Here is an 18,474-nt window from a genome sequence, read left to right on the forward strand (position 1 = left end):
ACCTTTTCAAGGAAAAACCATGCGCCTCAAGGGCATCTTCAACCGCGATGGCGGAACGTTCAAGACGACCGACATGGACGCGTTTCACGCGCTGGCGAAAACCATCTTCGAGGATGCCGGCCATCAGTTCGATTGCGAGATCGTGAAGGGCAGCGAGGTCAAGAAGGCGATCGAGAAAACCGCCGAGACGCCGGACTTTGATGGCATGATCGTCGGCGGCGGCGATGGCACCGTCTCGCTTGCTGCCGGATTTCTCCATGGCAGGGAGAAGCTTCTCGGCGTCGTGCCCGCCGGCACGATGAACCTCTTTGCCCGCAGCCTCGACATCTCGCTCGACATTGAGGAAGCGCTTTACGAGCTTGCGAATGGCAAGACGGCGCGGGTCGACATGCCGACGATCAACGGTCGCCCCTTCATTCATCAGTTTTCCGCCGGTCTTCATGCCACGATGATCAAGAACCGCGAAAAGATCGATTACGATTCGCGTCTCGGAAAGATTTCGGCAAGCACCCGGGCCTGGTTCGACACGATGCGGGAATTGTCCGAGCTCAAGGTCACCTATGAGAGCGAGCGCGGGAAGGGCGAGGGCGAATATGCGCTTCTCGGCATTTCAAACAACCGCATTCATCACAACGCCGTGCCGTTTTCGGACCGTCCGCAAGGCGGCAAGCTCGGCGTCTATCTGGTCAAGGCAAGCGAGTTCGACAATGTGGTCGGCGTCGCCTTCGACTATCTGACCGGTCATCTCGAAGAGCGCGACAACACCATCCTGTTCGAAGTCGACAGGATCACCATCGATTTTTCGGATACCAACATGGACCAGTCGCTTGATGGCGATCTGATGGACGTCATCGACCATGCCGTGATCGAACAGCATCCGCGCGCGCTGCACGTTCTGGTGCCTCAGCACAGCACCCTCATCTGAGAGGCTTCCGAGCGGATGGGAGCCACACGCGCCACAACGGCCCGCGTGGCGTTTTCCTCACTGAAATGCGGTCTCGTAAAAGCTTCGGAGCTTGCGTGAATGCAGCCTTTCGGGCGGCATGGATGACAGCTTTTGCACGGCCTTTATGCCGATATGGAGGTGCTGACGGACCTGCGTGGTGTAAAAGGCCGTCGCCATGCCCGGCAGCTTCAGCTCGCCATGGAGCGGGCGGTCTGAAACGCACAGCAGCGTGCCATAGGGCACCCGGAAGCGGAAGCCGTTGGCCGCGATCGTTGCCGATTCCATGTCGAGCGCGATCGCCCGCGATTGCGACAGCCGTTTGACCGGGCCGCTCTGGGGCGACAGCTCCCAGTTTCGGTTGTCGATGGTGGCGACCGTACCGGTCCGCATCACCCGCTTCAACTCGTAACCTTCCAGCCCGGTGACTTCCGCCACCGCTTCCTCGAGCGCCAGCTGAACCTCTGCGAGAGCGGGGATCGGCACCCATACCGGCAGATCGTCGTCGAGCACGTGGTCCTCGCGGACATAGGCATGGGCAAGCACATAGTCGCCGAGTTTCTGGCTGTTGCGCAGCCCGGCGCAATGGCCGAGCATCAGCCATGCATGCGGGCGCAGCACCGCAATATGATCGGTGATCGTCTTGGCGTTGGATGGGCCGACGCCGATATTGACCAGGGTGATCCCGGAATTGTCGTCGCGCTTCAGATGGTAGGCCGGCATTTGCGGCATGCGGCGGCTGCCTTCGTCAGGCTCGATCGCGCCCGCGCGGGTGATCACATTGCCGGGTTCGACGAAGGCGGTGTAGCCATCGCCGCCATTCGCCATCGCCTCGCGGGCGAAGGCGCAGAACTCGTCGACATAGAACTGGTAGTTGGTAAACAGCACGAAATTCTGGAAATGGGACGCGCTCGTTGCCGTGTAATGGCTGAGGCGGGCGAGCGAATAATCGACGCGCTGTGCGGTGAACGGCGCCAGCGGCTGCGGTTTGCCGGGTTCCGGCTCAAAGTCGCCATTTGCGATCATGTCGTCGGTGGTCGAAAGGTCGGGCGTGTCGAAAATGTCGCGCAGCGGCACGTCGGACAGCGCTGCGAGATCGGCCTCCACATGGGTGTTTTCGCCAAAGGCGAAGTGGAGCGGGATTGGCGTCTCGGATTCGCCGACGGTAACAGCGACGCCATGATTCTTGATCAGCAGCGACAACTGGGTAACGAGGTAGTCCTCGAACAGGTCCGGACGGCTGATCGCCGTGGCATATTCGCCAGGCGTGGTGACATGACCGTATGAAAGCCGGGAATCGGTCAGGCCGTAGCTGCCGGTTTCGATGCTCACCTGCGGATAGAAGGCGCGGTAGCGGCCTTCGATCGGCGCGCCGCCGGCAAGCGCCACGAAGGCGTCGATCAGGAATCGGGTGTTGCGTGCATAAAGCGCCTTCAGCGCCTCGACGGCTTCCCGCGCATCAGTAAAGCTCTGCGGCTGCTGGCGCTCTGGGCTGATGATCCTTGCTGCCAGCGGTTCGTAGTCCTGCATGTTTCCACCCTTGCATCTGCCGGTCTTGCGGCTCCCGCTTGCGCCGGACCCGCGACCTTTTCACTGCTTCAGTTCGATCTATATCGTCTGGAACAGTGTTTTACGACACGAACACCATGAATGTCATGACCTTGCAGGTGTCGCCGATCCAAAACGCTGGCCGATGCCATCAGGAGCGTATCCCGGTTTCAGCCGAGCGCGCTCAGGACGGCCGGCAACTCTTCTGCCAGCAGTTGCATGTCGCGGTGTGGACCGGTCGAAATCCGGATGCAGCGGTTCAGCGGCGACACGCCGGGCATGCGGATGAAGATGCCGCGGGCGCCGAGCGCGTCAACGATCGCGCGCGCGTAAGTCCCGTCGCGGCCGCAGTCGACGGAGACGAAATTGGTGGCGGACGCGAGCGGGTTGAGCCCGTTTTCCGTGGCAATGGCCGAAATCTCTTCACGCGATGTGCGGATGCGACCGATGACGGCCTGGAGATAGGCCTGGTCGGCAAGCGCTGCTTCGGCCGCGACAAGGCTCAGGATCGGCATGCCGAAATGGTTCCGGATCTTGTCAAAGGCGCGGACCGTCTGCGGCGCGCCGATGGCGTAGCCGACGCGCGCGCCTGCCAGCCCGTAGGCCTTCGAGAACGTGCGGAAACGCAGGATGTTGGGCCGGTCCAGGAATTGATCGATCTCGGGGAAGGCTTCGACCGGGCCGCATTCGCAATAGGCCTCATCGAGCACCAGCATGCAGGTTTCCGGCAGCGCTTGCGCAAAGCGGATGACATCGTCCCTGTGCCAGAAACTGCCCATCGGATTATCGGGATTGGCGAAATAGACCATGGTCGCATCATGGGCCTTCACGGCGGCAAGCAGTCCGTCCAGGTCTTCGCGATCGCCGGTATAGGGCACGTTGATGCGCGCTCCGCCGTAACCGTCCACGTGATAGTTGAAGGTCGGGTAGCCGCCGAGAGAGGTCACGACAGTCGTTCCCGGCGAAACGATCAGGCGCACCGTCATGCCCAGAAGACCGTCCACGCCTTCGCCGACGACGATATTGTCGACGCTGCAGCCGTGATGGTGTGCAAGCGCCTGGCGCAGCGAAAGATGTTCGGGATCGGAATATTTCCAGACTTCGCCGGCGGCCTCGCGCATTGCGGCAAGCACGGTGGAGGAGGGCCCGAACCCGCTTTCATTGGCACCCAGCCGCGCAATGATCGGATAGTTGCGTGTGCGTTCCAGCGCTTCCGGTCCTACAAAGGGAACGGTGGCGGGCAGGTTTTTGGCAAGCTCGGTGAAGCGCGGGAAATCGGTCATGGATACGTTCCGGTTTGAAATCCGCACAAACATAATCGGTTGCCGGACAATGGCAAGCAAGGCCGCGTCCGAGGCGGTACGCCCCTGAAACGCAAACGGCGCCCGAAGGCGCCGCAAAACAGGGCTGTTCGCTCTGCCGCTTAGCGGAAAGCGCGCGCCGAAACGCGATCGATATCGGACGGCAGAAGGCCGATATCCTTGAGTTCTGCTTCCGACAGGTTGCGCAGCTGAGCGCGGGTGCGTCGGTAGGAGAACCATTTCATGGTGAATTCGAAGGGATGCATGGGTGTTTCCTCGGCAATCATTGGGAGCTTTTGCCCCGAATTTGTTGTGTGATGCCGATATAGCGGATTTGGCCATATATTGTTGTGCAAGTTTTATGCAACTGCCATGCATTTGTGCGCGGTGTTGCTCATTGTACGAGCAGCCGATCTCTGTGCGTAATTTTGAGGCTGTCGAGATAGTGCCCGTACAGGGAGAGCCACCGCAACAGACTTGCGGAACCGCAGGCACAGAATGCGCCATCGAGCAGAGCTCGCGTGCAATTGGGAAAAGAAGGATTGGAAGCGGTTGAGTTTCGCGCAAAAAAATAACGCCCACCGGGGGAGGAGGATCCGGTGAGCGTCATTTGCGTTGGCTGACGACTGGGAGGAGGAGCGTCATCAGCCCATCGAAGCGCGTTTGGGAGGAGGAGGACGCGGCTTCGAATTTCTTGCCCGTTTCCGGGCCGGTGAGGATCAGTTCGTTTCGAACTTTCTCAATCACCGTGTTGATGAATATATAGCGCGACCTTGATCATTTGGGGAGTGCGAACTCGGCATGGAAGGTATGCGCGTGACGCATATCTCGACTTCAACAATTCTGGTGTGCTTCTTTGGAGGCCGATCTGGCTGTCAACGCTGGTTTTGCGCGAGGAATTCAACGATCTGGCGCTCATCCATGGGCCGCGAGAAGTGGAAGCCCTGCTGAATATGGCAGCCGATCATGTCGAGCTTTTCACGATGCTCTTTGGAAAGCACGCCTTCACAGATCACGTCGATGCCGAAGGATTCGGCAATCTGGACGATCGTTTCGACGATCAGAAGGCTTTCGGGCGAACGCAGGATCGGCTCGATCAGCTGACCTGCGATCTTGAGCCGGTCCGGTCGCACCTGGGTCAACCCCACAAGCGAGGCGTAGCCGGAGCCGAAATCGTCGAGATCGATGCCGAAGCCCTTTGCCCGGATCATGTTCACGACCTTCAGGAGCGCATTGTCGCCATCGTCGAAGGGAATCGATTCCAGCAGTTCGAAATGAAACCGGCCTGCCGGCAGGTCGATCGCGTCGAGCGCGCTGATCAGGCCTGGGTCCTGCAGGCGCTGCGCGGACACATTTGCCGAGAGAACCGGCAGCGCTATCCCCTCAGCCTCGCAGCGGCGCATCATGCAGATCGCCTTGCCGAACACGATATCGTCTATGCGATGCAGAAGCCCCATCTGCTCGGCAACGTCGATGAAACCCTTGGGTTCCATCAGGCCGCGCTTGGGGTGGTGCCACCGCGCCAGAGCCTCCACCCCGATGATCTTCATGTCCCTGGTGTCGAAAATGGGCTGGTAGAATGCCGTGATCTGGTCCCGGTCGAGCGCTTCGTGCAGGTCGTCCGCAAGCTGTTTCAGAGCGAAGGTCTGCTCCATCAGCTCATGGGTGTAGCGCACCGTGCGGCCGCGACCTCTGTTCTTCGCCTCGTAAAGCGCGAGATCGGCTTTCACGAGGAGGTCGCGCGCGGATGCGGTATCGTCATCGGCTTCGGCGATACCGATGCTGACGCCGACCCGGCAGACGCGGTCGTCGATCTGGACCGGTCTTGCAAAAACCGTCGCCAGGTCCCGAGAAAACTGATCGACATCGCTTCCGGGCGGCATCATGATCACGAATTCGTCGCCGCCGGTGCGTGCAAGGAAAGAGCCCGGACCGAGCTTCTCGCAGAATGTCCCGGCTGCGAAACGCAAGACTTCATCGCCGAAAAGATGGCCCATCGTGTCGTTCAGCGTCTTGAAGCCGTCGAGGTCGATCAGGATGATCGTCGTTCCCGGCACAATATGCCCTTCGGCCTGAAGCGTATCGAGTTTCTCTTCGAAATGCCGCCGATTGGCGACATTTGTCAGCGGATCCTCGAGCGCGATCTTTTCCATCTGCTGTCGCGCCTGCTCCAGTTCGAGGTTCTGCGCTTCAGCCTTGGCGCGCGCTTCCTCCAACGCTGCCTGCAATTTCTTGTCGCGCGAAAAGTCCCAGTTCACGCCGACGAATTTTCTGTGGCCTCTGGCATCGCGAAACGAGTTTCCAGCCGAGCGTATCGTCTTTTCAACGCCCGCTGGCGTGATGATACGATATTCGTGGTGAAAGCCTGTTTCGCCGTCCTCGATCCATTTGAAGGTTCGGAAACGCGGACGGTCATCGGGATGCAGGAAGGTCAGCCATTGGTCGAAGCTGTAGACATGTCCTTTGCCCTCGATGCCGTAGATCCTCAAAATTTGGTCGTCCCAGATCTGCTGGCCCGTTTCCAGATCATGTTCCCAAAGCCCGATATTCGAGGCCTGGAGGGCGACGTCGAGCTGGCGTGACAGATCATCAATTGCCTTCATGCTATCATTCAGGCGCCGCTCGTCCCGCAGGCGCGCCCTGAGCAGCAGGATGAGACCGATGAACGGCGTCAGGAACGCCAGCGCCAGGACGGCGGCGAACATCAACAGAATCTGGATCCAGTCATTCGGCCCTTCATCGAGAGGCGCAGGGCGGACGCGTATCGTCCATTTCGAATTGCCGATGTCGAAGCTCGAGCCGACTGTCTCGTCCTCTTCGAGGTTCGCATTGCCGGCAACCGCCGTGTCCGTTGCTGTGCCGTCGGTGTGCACGGACAGCTGCGTCGAGCCGCCGAGCTCCAGCAGGCCGACTTCCTTCACGAGCGATCTTACGCCGATCACCAGTTCGAGGATGTCGCTTCCCGCCCGGATCCGGTAGATCAGCCCCTCTTCGCCGTCAGCCAGAGTGTAAGGGCCGAAAAATTTGGCGTCGTTGACGTCGCCGGGAGGGACCGGAAGCCCGAGCATGTCTTCGCTGGCGTCTTGCGGTATGACGAAAGACTGTTCCGGGCGCCGCAGGATGATTGCCTTCGTCCAGGGGGACGCGGCCAGAAAGGTTGCCGCCTGTCGCTTGAAACGGGCGATATCCGGGCCGTTATTGTTCTCCAGCGATGTCGTCAGCGTTTCTGCGCCATGTGCGGTAAACTGGAAGATGGTCTCCAGCGCCTTCGAGAAATTCTCGATGCGATCATGGGCGAGCGCACGCCGCTCCTCCTTGATGGATTCGCGCAGGAACAGGCCCGCTGCACCTGTGCCGATCACAAGCGTCGCAAAGAAAAGAACAGTCAGGATCGTCAGCAGCCGTATATTCGGCTCCGGATCGCGCTGTTTATAAACGTCGCTCAGCCTGCCCATGGGGGTGCTGTCCGCTCAAACGCATCGGCACTCACTCGCATTTTGATACCCCTGTCGTGCACGCGCCCCCGTAAGGCAGCCAAAATGGCCGCTCGCTTCAGTATCGTCCCTGATCCCGCGAGGGGGCGCATCCCTCGAATTTGAATTTTTTGACCCACCCTCTGATAAGTTCGCGTCGGGTCTTAGTCAAACCCCATCATTCTAAGGTATTGCTTGCTTTAAAATCGTTAAGCGCTTTCATCGCCAGGATTGTCGGGACGTAGTGCTGCCGCATCGTGCGCTGGTCGCGGGCCCTGAGATCGAGCAGCGCAGGCTCTGCGGCAAGCGTCGTTACCGCTCTCAGCACCAGTGCGTGGGCGCTCTCTGCAAGGCGGGCAGCCGTGCGGCTGTCGCGCGCCAGATCAAGCAGCGCCAATGCGAGAACCGTTGCCGCCAACCGGTCACCGGCAAGCCGCTCCCCTGCGCAAAGCCGCTCGGCAAGGGCCATGGCCTCCTGCGGCATGGATGGCATCAGGCGATCTCTCCCGGGCGGCTCAGGGAGAGCCGGACGGGTATCGATTTCGACGTCGGCGTTCCGCTTTCATCGCCATAGCTTGAAAGCGGAACCAGCACGTTGAGTTCGGGGAAATAGCCCGCAACACAACCGCGTGGTATGTCGTAGGGGATCAGCTTGAAGCCCTTCGCCACCCGGGTGACGCCGCCGGTGTCCGGTCCGGCAATGTCCACTCGCTGATGCGCCGCAGCGCCAAGGCCGCGGATATCGTCCGGGTGCACGAACACCACCCGTCTTTCGCCGTAGACCCCGCGATATCGGTCATCCATGCCGTAGACGGTGGTGTTGTACTGGTCGTGGCTGCGCATCGTCTGCAGGACGAAGCGGTCGGGCGCATCCGCGCGCGCCTGATATTCGGTCTTTTCCGGCAGGGCGCCGGTGAAGAAATTGGCGCGGCCGTTTTGGGTGTTCCATTCCCGCCTCGCGGCCGCGTTCCCGAGATCGAAGCCGCGCGGCTTGCGCACCCGATTATTGAAATCGTGAAAGCCCGGGATCGTCCTTTCGATCAGGTCGCGGATCCGGTCGTAATCCTCGGCAAGCGCCAGCCAGTCGACGATCGCAGAGCCGACGGTCGCGTTTGCGATGCCGGCGATGATTGCGATTTCGGAGCGCAGTTGCTCACCCGCCGGCGGATTGATCCCGGCAGAGCCGTGCACCATGCTCATCGAATCCTCGACCGTGACCAGTTGCGGCTCTTTCTTGCCGTTGAGGTCGATTTCCGTGCGCCCGAGACAGGGGAGGAGATAGGCATTCTTTCCCGGCATCGTGTGGCTCGCATTGAGCTTGGTCGCGATCTGCACCGTCAGGGTCTGACCGTCCAGCGCCTCCTCGATCAGCCCGCTGTCAGGCACCGCACGGGCGAAATTGCCGCCAAGGCCGATGAAGGCCTTCGACCGCCCTGAGATCATCGCCCCGATTGCCTCGATCGTGCTGTTGCCGTGCTTGCGGGGCGGGTTGAAGCCGAATTCGCGTTGCAGCGAATCGAGAAAGGTTGCCGGCGGCTTTTCGTTGATGCCCATGGTGCGGTCGCCCTGGACATTGGAATGGCCGCGCACCGGGCAGAGCCCCGCACCCTTGCGGCCGATATGGCCGCGCAGCATCATGAAGCTTGCAATCTCGCGGATCGTGATCACCGAATGGCGGTGCTGGGTGATGCCCATCGCCCAAGTGCAGATCACCTTGTCTGCCGACAGATAGATCGCAGCCGCCTTCTCGATCTCCGCGCGGGACAGGCCGGACTGATCCTCGATCGCTTCCCATGTCGTGGCATCGACGGCTGCGACATAGGCGTCGAAACCCTCCGTATGGTCGGCAATGAAGGCATCGTTGATCAGCGGCTTGCTGCCCTCGGCGCGCGCCTTGCGGTCAGCCGCAAGCACGGCCTTCGCCATGCCGCGGAACACGGCCATGTCACCGCCGAGACGGGGCTGGAAATAGTCGCTGGCGATGGCCGCGCTGCCGTTGACGATCATCTCTCGCTTGCGCTGCGGGTCGGCAAATCGCTCCAGCCCGCGCTCCTTCAGCGTGTTGAAGACCACGATCCGAGCGCCGCGCTCGGCCGCACGGCGGAGATCACCGAGCATGCGCGGATGGTTGGTGCCGGGGTTCTGGCCGACGACGAAGATTGCGTCGGCTTCCTCGAAATCCTCAAGCCGCACCGTGCCCTTGCCAACCCCGATCGCCTGGCCGAGCGCTACGCCGGAGGCCTCGTGGCACATGTTGGAACAGTCCGGCATGTTGTTGGTGCCGAAGATCCGCACGAACAGCTGATAGAGATAGGCGGCCTCGTTGCTCGCCCGGCCGGACGTATAGAACTGGGCCTCGTCGGGGCTTGAGAGAGCCTTGAGATGCGCGCCGATCTCGGCGAAGGCCACATCCCAGGAGACCGGCTCATAGTGATCGGTCGCGCGATTGTAGCGCATCGGGTGAACGAGACGTCCATGGTTTTCGAGCGTATAGTCGTCGAGCTTGCGCAGTTCGCGAACGCTCATCTTCCGGAACAGTTCAGGGTCCGCCCGCCGTTCGGTGGCCTCCCAGGAGACTGCCTTCACCCCGTTTTCGCAGAATTCGAAGGAGGAGCCATGCTCTGGATCGCCCCAGGCGCAGCCGGGACAGTCGAAGCCATCCGGCTGGTTGGCCTTCGACAACGCTCGTACGCCCGAAAGCGGCGCACCGCTCGACAGCAATGACCTGCCGGACGCAATCAGAGCCGGCCAGCCACCGGCTGCCTTCGAGGCGCGTTTTTCCTTCTGATCCATCCGGATGTCTCCCTTGTCGCCGGAGCTTAGCAAATATCCGATTTGCCGTTCAATCGATTCTCCGACCCAAGATTTCACATCGGCGTCATCAAAAGGTTGTCAGTCAACGTTTCCATTTCGCTGTGAAACCCACTAAGAGATGGGCGCCGGGGAACCGCATCGGCAGGGCAGCGTTGCAGACAGAAAGGTCATCCAAAAATGAGCCATCTGGACGAAGTATTGCCGGGGCAGTCCGAACCCCGTGAAGCGCTGCTGGAAATCTATAACGAGGAAGGCGCCGTCAGTGCCGACTTCATCGCCCGCGTGGAGCAGGCGATCGACGATTCCGACATCGACTTCCTGCGCGAGCAGATCGCCGGCCGCCACGAATCCGAAACCGGCCACCTCATCGAGGCGCTGCCCTACGAGAGCCGCCCCGAGCTCGTCCGCCTGCTTGGCGCCGACTTCGACCTGACCGCGCTGACCGAGGTCGACGAGGCCATCCGTCTCGACATCATCGAATCGCTGCCGGCAGACCAACTCGCCAACGCGCTGACCGAACTTGATTCGGACGACGCCGTCTACATTCTGGAAGACCTTGCCGATGAGGAGCGGGAGGAAATCCTCTCCAAGCTCCCCTTCACCGAGCGTATCCGCCTTGCCCGTTCGCTGGACTATCCCGAAAGCTCGGCCGGCCGGCGCATGCAGACCGAGTTCGTGGCCGTGCCGCCCTTCTGGACCGTCGGCCAGACCATCGACTACATGCGCGAGGATGAGGAACTGCCTGACAGTTTCTCCCAGATCTTCGTCGTCGATCCGACCTTCCGCCTGCTCGGCGCCGTCTATCTCGACCAGATCCTGCGCACCAAGCGTCAGGTCAAGATCGAAACCATCATGCACGATACCAACCACCCGATCGCAGCCGAGCTCGATCAGGAAGAGGCCGCGCAGGTATTCGAGCAGTACGACCTTCTCTCCGCCGCCGTGGTCGACAACAATGACCGCCTCGTCGGCGTGCTCACCATCGATGACGTCGTCGACGTGATCCATGAGGAGGCCGATGAAGACATCAAGCGCATGGGCGGCGTCGGCGACGAAGAGCTCTCGGACAATATCCTGCGCGCCGTCAGGTCCCGCTTCGGCTGGCTGCTGATCAACATGTTCACAGCCTTCCTGTCGGCAAGCGTGATCGGCCTGTTCGACGAATCGATCGGCCAGATGATCGCGCTCGCGGTGTTGATGCCGGTGGTCGCTTCCATGGGCGGCAATGCAGGCACGCAGACCATGACGGTGACGGTGCGCGCGCTTGCGACCCGCGATCTCGACATCTACAATGCCGCACGGATCATCCGAAGGGAGGCGGGCGTCGGGATTTTCAACGGCATCGCCTTCGCGATCCTGATTGCAATTGCTGCCGGTTACTGGTTCGACAATCCGCAGCTCGGCGGCGTCGTGGCGGCCGCGATGATCATCAACATGTTTGCCGCCGCCATGGCCGGCATCCTCATTCCGCTGCTGCTCGACCGCGCCGGCGCCGACCCTGCCATATCATCGTCCGTTTTTGTGACCACGACTACGGATGTGATAGGGTTTTTCTCGTTTTTGGGTATCGCCACGTGGTGGTTTAACATCTAATTATCTCTACACTTACATTTGAACCTGCTTAAATGAATTTTTCGGGGCGCAACGTGCAGAGACGGCATTATTCAATTTCGGAATTGACGCGCGAATTCGGGGTCTCGACCCGAACCCTTCGCTTCTACGAGGACGAGGGGCTGCTGCAGCCCGAACGGCGCGGCCGCACGCGTCTCTACAGTGAGGGCGAGCGGCTGTTGATCCGGGAAATCCTGCGCAGCCGCCGCATTGGCCTGACACTTTCGGAAATCAAGGACGTGCTCAACCTGTTTCACACGCTTCCTGCGGAAACGGCCGAACTCAAGCGCACCATGGAAGCGATCAAGTCCTGGCGCGAGCAGTTGCGCCAGAAGCGCCGCGATATCGACGACATGATGGGTGCGCTCGACATGGCCGAGGAAAATTGTCTCGGCCGGCTTGCCGAAATCGGCGTCGGCACCTGATTTCCAGCGCCTACTGGATGCTGCACATCATCGAAATCCGGCCGAGTGCCACCGAGTCCTTCTCCGTCGTCTGATTGCGCATCAGCGGAATGAAAAGGCCTTCCTTCTTCAGCGTGTCGAGCGTGCAGGCGCAATAGGAGGTGCAGAATGCCGCATCTTCATTGCGCTCGCAGGTGACCTGGCAGCTCGAAAGATAGGACGGCGAAGCGTCGGGCGGCATCACCACGGCGGCAAGGTAGACCAGTCCGAACAGGATCGGCTGGTGCAGCAGATAGAAGATCAGGCTGTGGCGTCCGAGAAAGGTCAGAACATTCTCGTTCTGCGGCAGCTGACGTTGCCGTTTCAGCCAGGTGAGCGACAGTTTCGAGACTGCAATGCCGGCGAGGAACGGGCCGATCCAGGGCAGAAGGGGCACGTAGTCGTTTGATGACACCGGGTGCGCCGCCATGCCGATCCAGGCGAGATACCGGGGGTCGAGCGCATCGAACTTAACAAAATGCGGCAGAAGGACCGCGGCAAGCGCAACGATCAGCGTTATCGCCGCAGGCACGCGCAGGAACAACAGCCCGATCACAGAAGCGGCGGCTATGGCGTGCAGAATGCCGAAATAGATGACGGCGTCCGGCGTCGCAAACACCGATACAACCGTGATGGCGATGGCTGCGGCCACCAGAAGTGCAAGCCGCTTCAGGAATGACGGCAGGCGCAAATCCCGGCCATGCGCCATCCAGAGGCTGTAGCCGGCGAGAAACAGGAAGCTGCCGGCAATCATGTGCGCGAAGATCGCCCATCCGCCGGTCGTCGCCAGATCGGGCGCAACATAACCGAAATTGCCGAGGTCCCATGTGAAATGGTAGATCGCCATCGCCAGCAATGCGATGCCGCGGGCGGCATCGATGACGTGGATCCGGCGGGAACTGCTGTTCAAGATATTTCCTCCCCGCCCTCCAGGGCGGCAATGACTGTTTTGCGCGCGTCGGAGAAATACTGGCGGCGCGCGAGGATCATAAACACGAATGCGGTGGTCGCAATGAAGACATAGGGGCCGAGGAACCAGCCGAGATAGCCGAGCGACAGGAAGATCGCCCGCAGGCCAGTGTTGAAGTGCCGGGCGGCGATGATGTTGAGCTCGGCGATTTTGACGGCAAGCCGTTCGGCCCGCCCTCTGTCCCGCTCGGTCTCCTCAGACATCGGCAGGGTGCCGAACAGGATGGTATTGTAGTTGAACAGCCGGTACGACCAGCCGAACTTGAAGAAGGAATAGCCGAAGATCACTGCCAGTCCGCCGGCCTTCATCTCGAAGGCGGCGCGCGTGCCGGAGGCGAGGAAGGGCAGGTCCCGAAACAGCGACTGCGCCTGATCGGCATTGCCCATCAGCGCGAAGCACCCGCCGATTGCAAAGATCGATGTGGAGGCGAAGAAGGCAGTGCCGTTCTGCAGCCCGGCCATGATCTGGGTATCGATGATCTTCAGGTCGCGCGTCAGCGAGTTGATCATCCAGCGCTTGCGGTGGATCGAGATCACCTCGGTGAGGCTCTTGCGGGAAAACAGCCGGAACCTCCCGCTCACCACGCTGTCGAATACGAACCAGCAGGCCAGGAAGAAGATCAGGGCGTAGAAATCAAGTGTCGTCATTCACCCTCAGCCGGCGCTTGCCGATCGGTCCGCCCGCGGCAGCATTCTCGATCGCGACGTTATCGTTTTGGCTGCTGTCCTTAACCATTGCAAGCGGCCATTTCAGAAATTTCTTGCGATACCCATTGCAGTTTCTGTGACAGTTTAATAAAGCGGTAACCATCCGCACGCATCCTCCCAAGCGCGTGCCGGGATATGTCAATCGGAGTAATCATGGAAGATACCGCACACAAATCCTGTTGGGGTGTAACCTTCAGGGCTGTAATCGGCTTTGGTGCTGTTCTCGGACTTGCCTATCTTATCCTCGCTGTCTGATCGGCCCGGAATTTGAAGAAAACAACGGCGCTGCCCCACCGGGCCGCCGTTGTTTTCGTTTCCGCTTCTTCCTATTCTTCTGTTCCTGAAGCTTGATGTCGTAGACGCATGGGGCCATGTCGGTCCGGAACATGCGCGGCGATCGCTGGTCGCCGAATATGGCATCCTGCCGGGCGCAGTGTGTTTGGAGGTAGCGGTTTGTTTCTTTCGGTTTTCGAGGTTTTCAAGATCGGGATCGGCCCTTCGAGCTCCCACACCATGGGTCCGATGTCGGCTGCCAATCGGTTTCTTGAACTCATCGCCTCCAATGACTGGCCGCGGCCCGCCGGCGCCGTGGTGTCTGGCCTCAGGGTCAGCCTGCACGGCTCGCTCGCCTATACCGGCGTCGGGCATGCCAGCGACCGCGCGGTCATTCTGGGCCTTGCCGGCGAAAAGCCGGAAACCGTCGATCCCGATGCGATGGATCGGATCATCGGGGAAATCCGCGAAAGAGGCGCCGTCGAGCCGCCCGGCCACCCCGCCTATCGCTTCGATTGCGATGCGGATGTGATTTTCGAGAAGAAGGAAGCTCTCCCGGGGCACGCCAATGGCATGGCGTTTTATGCGCTCAACGCCGATGGCGCGGTGCTGCTCAGGCAGGTTTACTATTCGATTGGCGGCGGCTTCGTCCTGACCGATACCGAGCTTCAGGCCTGGAAGGAGCAGAAGTCCTTTCCCGCGGCCGAGAAGGCGGAGGATGGTACGCCCTTTCCGTTCGCCTCGGCGAGGGAGATGCTGGAGATGGCGAACCGCTCCGGCCTCAGCATCGCCGCGATGAAGCGTGCCAACGAGGAAGCGCGGATGTCGCGGAGCGCGCTCGATGCCGGTCTTGACCAGATCTGGGACGCGATGGATGGCTGCATCGAGCGCGGTCTCAAGGGCGAGGGCGAGTTGCCGGGCGGGCTGAGGGTCAAGCGCCGCGCGGGGCGGCTTCACGAGAAGCTTTCCGAAGCGCGCCGCCTTAACCGTTTCGACCCGATGATGGCGAATGACTGGCTGTCGATGTTTGCGATGGCCGTCAACGAGGAAAATGCCGCCGGCGGGCGCGTTGTCACCGCGCCGACCAACGGCGCTGCCGGCGTGGTCCCTGCCACCCTTCGCTACCTTCTTGAGTTCGAACAGCCGATGGGCAAGGCCGCGATCCGAGATTTCCTGCTGACGGCTGCTGCGATCGGCGGCATCATCAAGACCAATGCCTCGATCTCCGGCGCCGAGGTCGGCTGTCAGGGGGAGGTCGGCTCCGCCTCCGCGATGGCGGCAGCGGGCCTTGCGGCCGCCATGGGCGGCACGCCGGAACAGGTGGAAAACGCCGCCGAGATCGCGCTTGAGCATCATCTCGGCATGACCTGCGATCCGATCGCGGGCCTCGTTCAGGTGCCGTGCATCGAGCGCAATGCGCTGGGCGCGGTCAAGGCCGTGACGGCGGCGTCGCTCGCGCTCAAGGGCGATGGCAGCCATTTCGTGCCGCTCGACAATTGCATCGAGACCATGCGCCAGACCGGCAACGACATGCACGAGAAATACAAGGAAACCTCTACCGGCGGGCTTGCCGTCAATGTGGTGGATTGCTGAGAACCGCCGACATTCTGCCTTGACTGAGACCGCCGCTGGCGTTTGATGGAGGCATGAGCCTCAACCTCCTCAAACTCTGCGTCGGTGCCACCGGCATCGATGATCTGCGCGAATGGGTGTCGCGCCGTTCTATGGCTGCCATGGCGCTCGGCCAGGAGCCGCACAGCATTCACACCACACGCATGACGCCGAAGCGTCGCGATGAGTTGCTCGATGGCGGCTCGCTCTACTGGGTCATCAACGGACAGATCCGGGCGCGTCAGGTTCTGCTCGATATCGCCAATCACACCGATGGCGAGGGCATTCAGCGTTGCGATCTGATCCTCGGCCCGCAGGTGATCGACACCGCGCCGGTGCCGCGCAAACCCTTCCAGGGCTGGCGCTATCTCAATGCCGATGACGCCCCGCGCGACCTCGATTTCGGCGATGGCGGCAATGACATGCCTGAGGATCTGCGCGCAGAACTTGCGGAGCTGGGATTGCTGTAGGGGGCTCTGTTTATTGCGGAGGCCAGCAGCTTCCGGAAGCCCTTCCAGTCTCTCCGCAAAGCCAGTTGCAAGCCGCGCTGCAAAGAAACGCCGCCGCCAGTTTGCTGATAAATGTCTCCGCAGATTCCGCGTCATCCTCGTGCTTGACACGAGGATCCAGGCTCACCGGCAGGGAGTCACTATAGCCCTTTACAAAGACAGTCACTTGAGCCGCCTGGATGCTCGGATCAAGTCCGAGCATGACACAAGGCGACGGCACAATGACAAACGGAGGCCAAAGCCTCCTGCTTTGCCACCACGACAGTAAACGGCGGCCTTAACGCCGCCGCCTCAAGGGCATCAGACGCCCGAACGGCCATCCATGCCGATATAGGCGATGCGCAGCATGTTGGTCGCGCCCGGCGTGCCAAGCGGAACGCCTGCGGAGATGATGATCCGGTCGCCCGGCTTGCCGATATCCTCGTCAACCACGATCTGGCAGGCGCCATCGACCATGGATTCCAGATCCGTCGGCTCGTCCGCGACGACACAGTGCAGGCCCCAGACCACGGACAGGCGGCGGGCGGTCTTGACCACGGGCGACAGCGCGATGATCGGCACGTTTGGCCGCTCGCGTGCGGCGCGAAGGCCGGTGGTGCCAGATGCGGTGTAGCAGACCATCGCGGTCAGCTTCAGCGTTTCGGCAATCTCGCGCGAGGCGAGCGAAATCGCATCGGCGCCGGTTGCTTCCGGCTGCGGCCGCTGGGCGTAAAGGATCTGCGGGTAAAGCTGCTCGCGCTCGATGGTGCGGGCGATCGAGGCCATGGTGGAGACCGCTTCCGACGGATAGTCACCGGCGGCCGATTCAGCCGACAGCATGATCGCATCGGCGCCTTCGAAGACGGCGGTGGCGACGTCGGAAACTTCCGCGCGGGTGGGAACCGGCGAGGTGATCATCGATTCCAGCATCTGGGTCGCGACCACCACCGGCTTGCCGGCGGCGCGGCAGAGACGAATCAGCTTCTTCTGCAGGCCCGGTACGGTCTCGAGCGGCATTTCGACGCCGAGATCGCCACGGGCCACCATCAGCGCGTCGCTCATTTCGATGATTTCCTCGATGCGCTCGATTGCCTGGGGCTTTTCAATCTTCGACATCAGGCCCACCTGGCCGCGCGCAATCTTGCGCACTTCGGCAAGATCGTCCGGGCGCTGGACGAAGGAGAGCGCCACCCAGTCGGCATCGCCGGTTTCAAGAACGGCGTCGAGGTCGGCGCGGTCCTTTTCGGTCAGCGCGCCGACGGAGAGCAGCGTATCGGGCAGCGAAACGCCTTTGCGGTCGGAAATCGTGGTGCCGGCGATGACCGTGCATTCGATGCTCTTGCCGTCGCATTTTTCAGCGCGCAGCTGCAGCTTGCCGTCGTCGATCAGCAGGCGGTGGCCGGGCTGAACCGACTGCAGGATTTCCGGGTGCGGCAGGAAGACGCGCTTTTCATTGCCGGGTTCGTCGCGGTCGTCGAGCGTGAAGGTCTGTCCGATCTCGAGTTCGACCTTGCCGTCGAGAAACTTTCCGACGCGCAGCTTGGGGCCCTGCAGGTCGCAAAGAATGCCGATCGGACGGCCGCAGCGGGCCTCGACATTGCGGATGCGCTTCATCAGCGTTCGCATCAGGTCGTGGCTGGCATGGCTCATGTTGATTCGGAACAGATCGGCGCCTGCCTTGTGCAGCGCCTCGATCTGGTCTTCCTCGGATGAGGCCGGGCCAAGCGTGGCGAGGATCTTTACTTTTCTGTGACGTCTCATCAATTCTGGCTTTCCTGGGTGGAGGGCTTGTCGGAGAGCTGAACAGTCCAGCTTTCTTCCCGCCCTGTGTCGTATTCGCTAAAACCCATCTGCTGGTAACCGCGCGCGAAACAGTCCTGGACTCCGGTGATATCGAATTCCTCTTCGGCGACGCACATATTGGTATAGCCGGTCCAGCGGCCGCTTCCGGACGCATCTTCAGCGTAGAGATAGTAATAGCGCGATTGAAGCGGTCCGGGCACGACGGTGGCACAGGTGGTGGCCGGGAGTTGCCACCATCCTTCCGAGGTCCATCCCTCTTCCGCCCGGTAGCCGACGGCGACGCCGACCAGATTTGGCGTGTCGTTGCACACGCGAAATTCCGCATGCGCCTCACCCGGTGACCAGAAGGCCGCGGCGACAAGACCGGTTGCGGCAATGCCGAATCCGGAAAGGAGCCGGCTGGCGGCTCGTCTTGTCTTGTGGGAGGTGGCAGCGGAAACGATATTCGGAAGTGACAGCATGGGGGCCTGATCTCGTGGCGCGTCCCTT

15 protein-coding genes are annotated in these 18,474 nt (G+C 61.2%); 5 read left to right on the plus strand and 10 right to left on the minus strand.

Annotated elements, in window-relative coordinates; genetic code table 11:
- Positions 1 to 19 precede the first annotated feature (19 nt).
- The gene (locus tag HPQ62_RS06750; RefSeq protein ID WP_174801753.1) at positions 20 to 925 is read left to right on the plus strand and encodes a diacylglycerol/lipid kinase family protein; all 906 of its coding nucleotides are present in this window, start codon (positions 20 to 22) and stop codon (positions 923 to 925) included.
- A gap of 57 nt (positions 926 to 982) precedes the next feature.
- Here HPQ62_RS06750 and HPQ62_RS06755 read toward each other — a convergent pair whose 3' ends face one another.
- From HPQ62_RS06755 to HPQ62_RS06780, 6 genes are all read right to left on the minus strand, one after another.
- Complete coding sequence (locus tag HPQ62_RS06755) at positions 983 to 2,473, minus strand: AMP nucleosidase (RefSeq protein WP_174801754.1); 1,491 nt, start codon at positions 2,471 to 2,473, stop codon at positions 983 to 985.
- 188 nt (positions 2,474 to 2,661) lie between these two features.
- Positions 2,662 to 3,774 (minus strand): pyridoxal phosphate-dependent aminotransferase, encoded by a 1,113-nt coding sequence (locus tag HPQ62_RS06760; protein ID WP_174801755.1) that lies wholly within the window; start codon positions 3,772 to 3,774, stop codon positions 2,662 to 2,664.
- A gap of 140 nt (positions 3,775 to 3,914) precedes the next feature.
- Positions 3,915 to 4,058: a DUF1127 domain-containing protein gene (locus HPQ62_RS06765; protein ID WP_174801756.1), complete on the minus strand. Its 144-nt coding sequence runs from the start codon at positions 4,056 to 4,058 to the stop codon at positions 3,915 to 3,917.
- A 609-nt stretch (positions 4,059 to 4,667) separates the two neighbouring features.
- On the minus strand, positions 4,668 to 7,247 hold the full coding sequence (locus HPQ62_RS06770; RefSeq protein ID WP_174801757.1) for a putative bifunctional diguanylate cyclase/phosphodiesterase: 2,580 nt from the start codon (positions 7,245 to 7,247) through the stop codon (positions 4,668 to 4,670).
- Positions 7,248 to 7,443: 196 nt separating this feature from the next.
- Complete coding sequence (locus HPQ62_RS06775) at positions 7,444 to 7,758, minus strand: hypothetical protein (RefSeq protein ID WP_174801758.1); 315 nt, start codon at positions 7,756 to 7,758, stop codon at positions 7,444 to 7,446.
- Complete coding sequence (locus HPQ62_RS06780; RefSeq protein WP_174801759.1) at positions 7,758 to 10,058, minus strand: FdhF/YdeP family oxidoreductase; 2,301 nt, start codon at positions 10,056 to 10,058, stop codon at positions 7,758 to 7,760. The genes HPQ62_RS06775 and HPQ62_RS06780 overlap by 1 nt, the downstream gene beginning before the upstream one ends.
- 198 nt (positions 10,059 to 10,256) lie before the next feature.
- Here HPQ62_RS06780 and mgtE point away from each other — a divergent pair, with 198 nt between their 5' ends.
- Positions 10,257 to 11,672, plus strand: coding sequence for a magnesium transporter (gene mgtE, locus HPQ62_RS06785; protein WP_174801760.1), 1,416 nt, complete (start codon positions 10,257 to 10,259; stop codon positions 11,670 to 11,672).
- Between the two features lie 53 nt (positions 11,673 to 11,725).
- Positions 11,726 to 12,115: a MerR family transcriptional regulator gene (locus HPQ62_RS06790; RefSeq protein WP_425312602.1), complete on the plus strand. Its 390-nt coding sequence runs from the start codon at positions 11,726 to 11,728 to the stop codon at positions 12,113 to 12,115.
- 10 nt (positions 12,116 to 12,125) lie between these two features.
- Here HPQ62_RS06790 and HPQ62_RS06795 read toward each other — a convergent pair whose 3' ends face one another.
- Both HPQ62_RS06795 and HPQ62_RS06800 read right to left on the minus strand, forming a co-directional pair.
- The gene (locus HPQ62_RS06795; RefSeq protein WP_244629584.1) at positions 12,126 to 13,043 is read right to left on the minus strand and encodes an acetyltransferase domain-containing protein; all 918 of its coding nucleotides are present in this window, start codon (positions 13,041 to 13,043) and stop codon (positions 12,126 to 12,128) included.
- Positions 13,040 to 13,750, minus strand: coding sequence for a DUF599 domain-containing protein (locus HPQ62_RS06800; RefSeq protein ID WP_174801762.1), 711 nt, complete (start codon positions 13,748 to 13,750; stop codon positions 13,040 to 13,042). Before HPQ62_RS06800 ends, HPQ62_RS06795 begins: the two co-directional genes overlap by 4 nt.
- A 513-nt stretch (positions 13,751 to 14,263) precedes the next feature.
- On the opposite strand from HPQ62_RS06800, the gene HPQ62_RS06805 reads away from it, so the two are divergent.
- Positions 14,264 to 15,676, plus strand: coding sequence for an L-serine ammonia-lyase (locus tag HPQ62_RS06805; RefSeq protein WP_174801763.1), 1,413 nt, complete (start codon positions 14,264 to 14,266; stop codon positions 15,674 to 15,676).
- A 53-nt stretch (positions 15,677 to 15,729) separates the two neighbouring features.
- Entirely contained in the window at positions 15,730 to 16,164 is a 435-nt protein-coding gene (locus HPQ62_RS06810; protein WP_174801764.1) for a DUF1489 family protein, read from the plus strand.
- Positions 16,165 to 16,503: 339 nt separating this feature from the next.
- On the opposite strand, the gene pyk is transcribed toward HPQ62_RS06810, so the two are convergent.
- Positions 16,504 to 17,943 carry a pyruvate kinase gene (gene pyk / locus HPQ62_RS06815; RefSeq protein ID WP_174801765.1) on the minus strand — a complete coding sequence of 480 codons (1,440 nt, stop codon included), beginning with the start codon at positions 17,941 to 17,943 and terminating at the stop codon, positions 16,504 to 16,506.
- On the minus strand, positions 17,943 to 18,446 hold the full coding sequence (locus tag HPQ62_RS06820) for a DUF1036 domain-containing protein (RefSeq protein ID WP_174801766.1): 504 nt from the start codon (positions 18,444 to 18,446) through the stop codon (positions 17,943 to 17,945). Before HPQ62_RS06820 ends, pyk begins: the two co-directional genes overlap by 1 nt.
- Between the last annotated feature and the right edge of the window lie 28 nt (positions 18,447 to 18,474).

It is taken from the genome of Martelella limonii (genome assembly GCF_013344475.1).
Classification (GTDB): domain Bacteria; phylum Pseudomonadota; class Alphaproteobacteria; order Rhizobiales; family Rhizobiaceae; genus Martelella; species Martelella limonii.

What these genes read in the sequence shown, in the direction of transcription:
- HPQ62_RS06760 (WP_174801755.1), bottom strand. Translation starts at nt 3,774, where the DNA reads ATGACCGATTTCCCGCGCTTCACCGAGCTTGCCAAAAACCTGCCCGCC.
- pyk (WP_174801765.1), bottom strand. Translation starts at nt 17,943, where the DNA reads ATGAGACGTCACAGAAAAGTAAAGATCCTCGCCACGCTTGGCCCGGCC.
- HPQ62_RS06780 (WP_174801759.1), bottom strand. Translation starts at nt 10,058, where the DNA reads ATGGATCAGAAGGAAAAACGCGCCTCGAAGGCAGCCGGTGGCTGGCCG.
- HPQ62_RS06820 (WP_174801766.1), bottom strand. Translation starts at nt 18,446, where the DNA reads ATGCTGTCACTTCCGAATATCGTTTCCGCTGCCACCTCCCACAAGACA.
- HPQ62_RS06770 (WP_174801757.1), bottom strand. Translation starts at nt 7,247, where the DNA reads ATGGGCAGGCTGAGCGACGTTTATAAACAGCGCGATCCGGAGCCGAAT.
- HPQ62_RS06755 (WP_174801754.1), bottom strand. Translation starts at nt 2,473, where the DNA reads ATGCAGGACTACGAACCGCTGGCAGCAAGGATCATCAGCCCAGAGCGC.
- HPQ62_RS06810 (WP_174801764.1), top strand. Translation starts at nt 15,730, where the DNA reads ATGAGCCTCAACCTCCTCAAACTCTGCGTCGGTGCCACCGGCATCGAT.
- HPQ62_RS06750 (WP_174801753.1), top strand. Translation starts at nt 20, where the DNA reads ATGCGCCTCAAGGGCATCTTCAACCGCGATGGCGGAACGTTCAAGACG.
- HPQ62_RS06765 (WP_174801756.1), bottom strand. Translation starts at nt 4,058, where the DNA reads ATGCATCCCTTCGAATTCACCATGAAATGGTTCTCCTACCGACGCACC.
- mgtE (WP_174801760.1), top strand. Translation starts at nt 10,257, where the DNA reads ATGAGCCATCTGGACGAAGTATTGCCGGGGCAGTCCGAACCCCGTGAA.
- HPQ62_RS06775 (WP_174801758.1), bottom strand. Translation starts at nt 7,758, where the DNA reads ATGCCATCCATGCCGCAGGAGGCCATGGCCCTTGCCGAGCGGCTTTGC.
- HPQ62_RS06800 (WP_174801762.1), bottom strand. Translation starts at nt 13,750, where the DNA reads ATGACGACACTTGATTTCTACGCCCTGATCTTCTTCCTGGCCTGCTGG.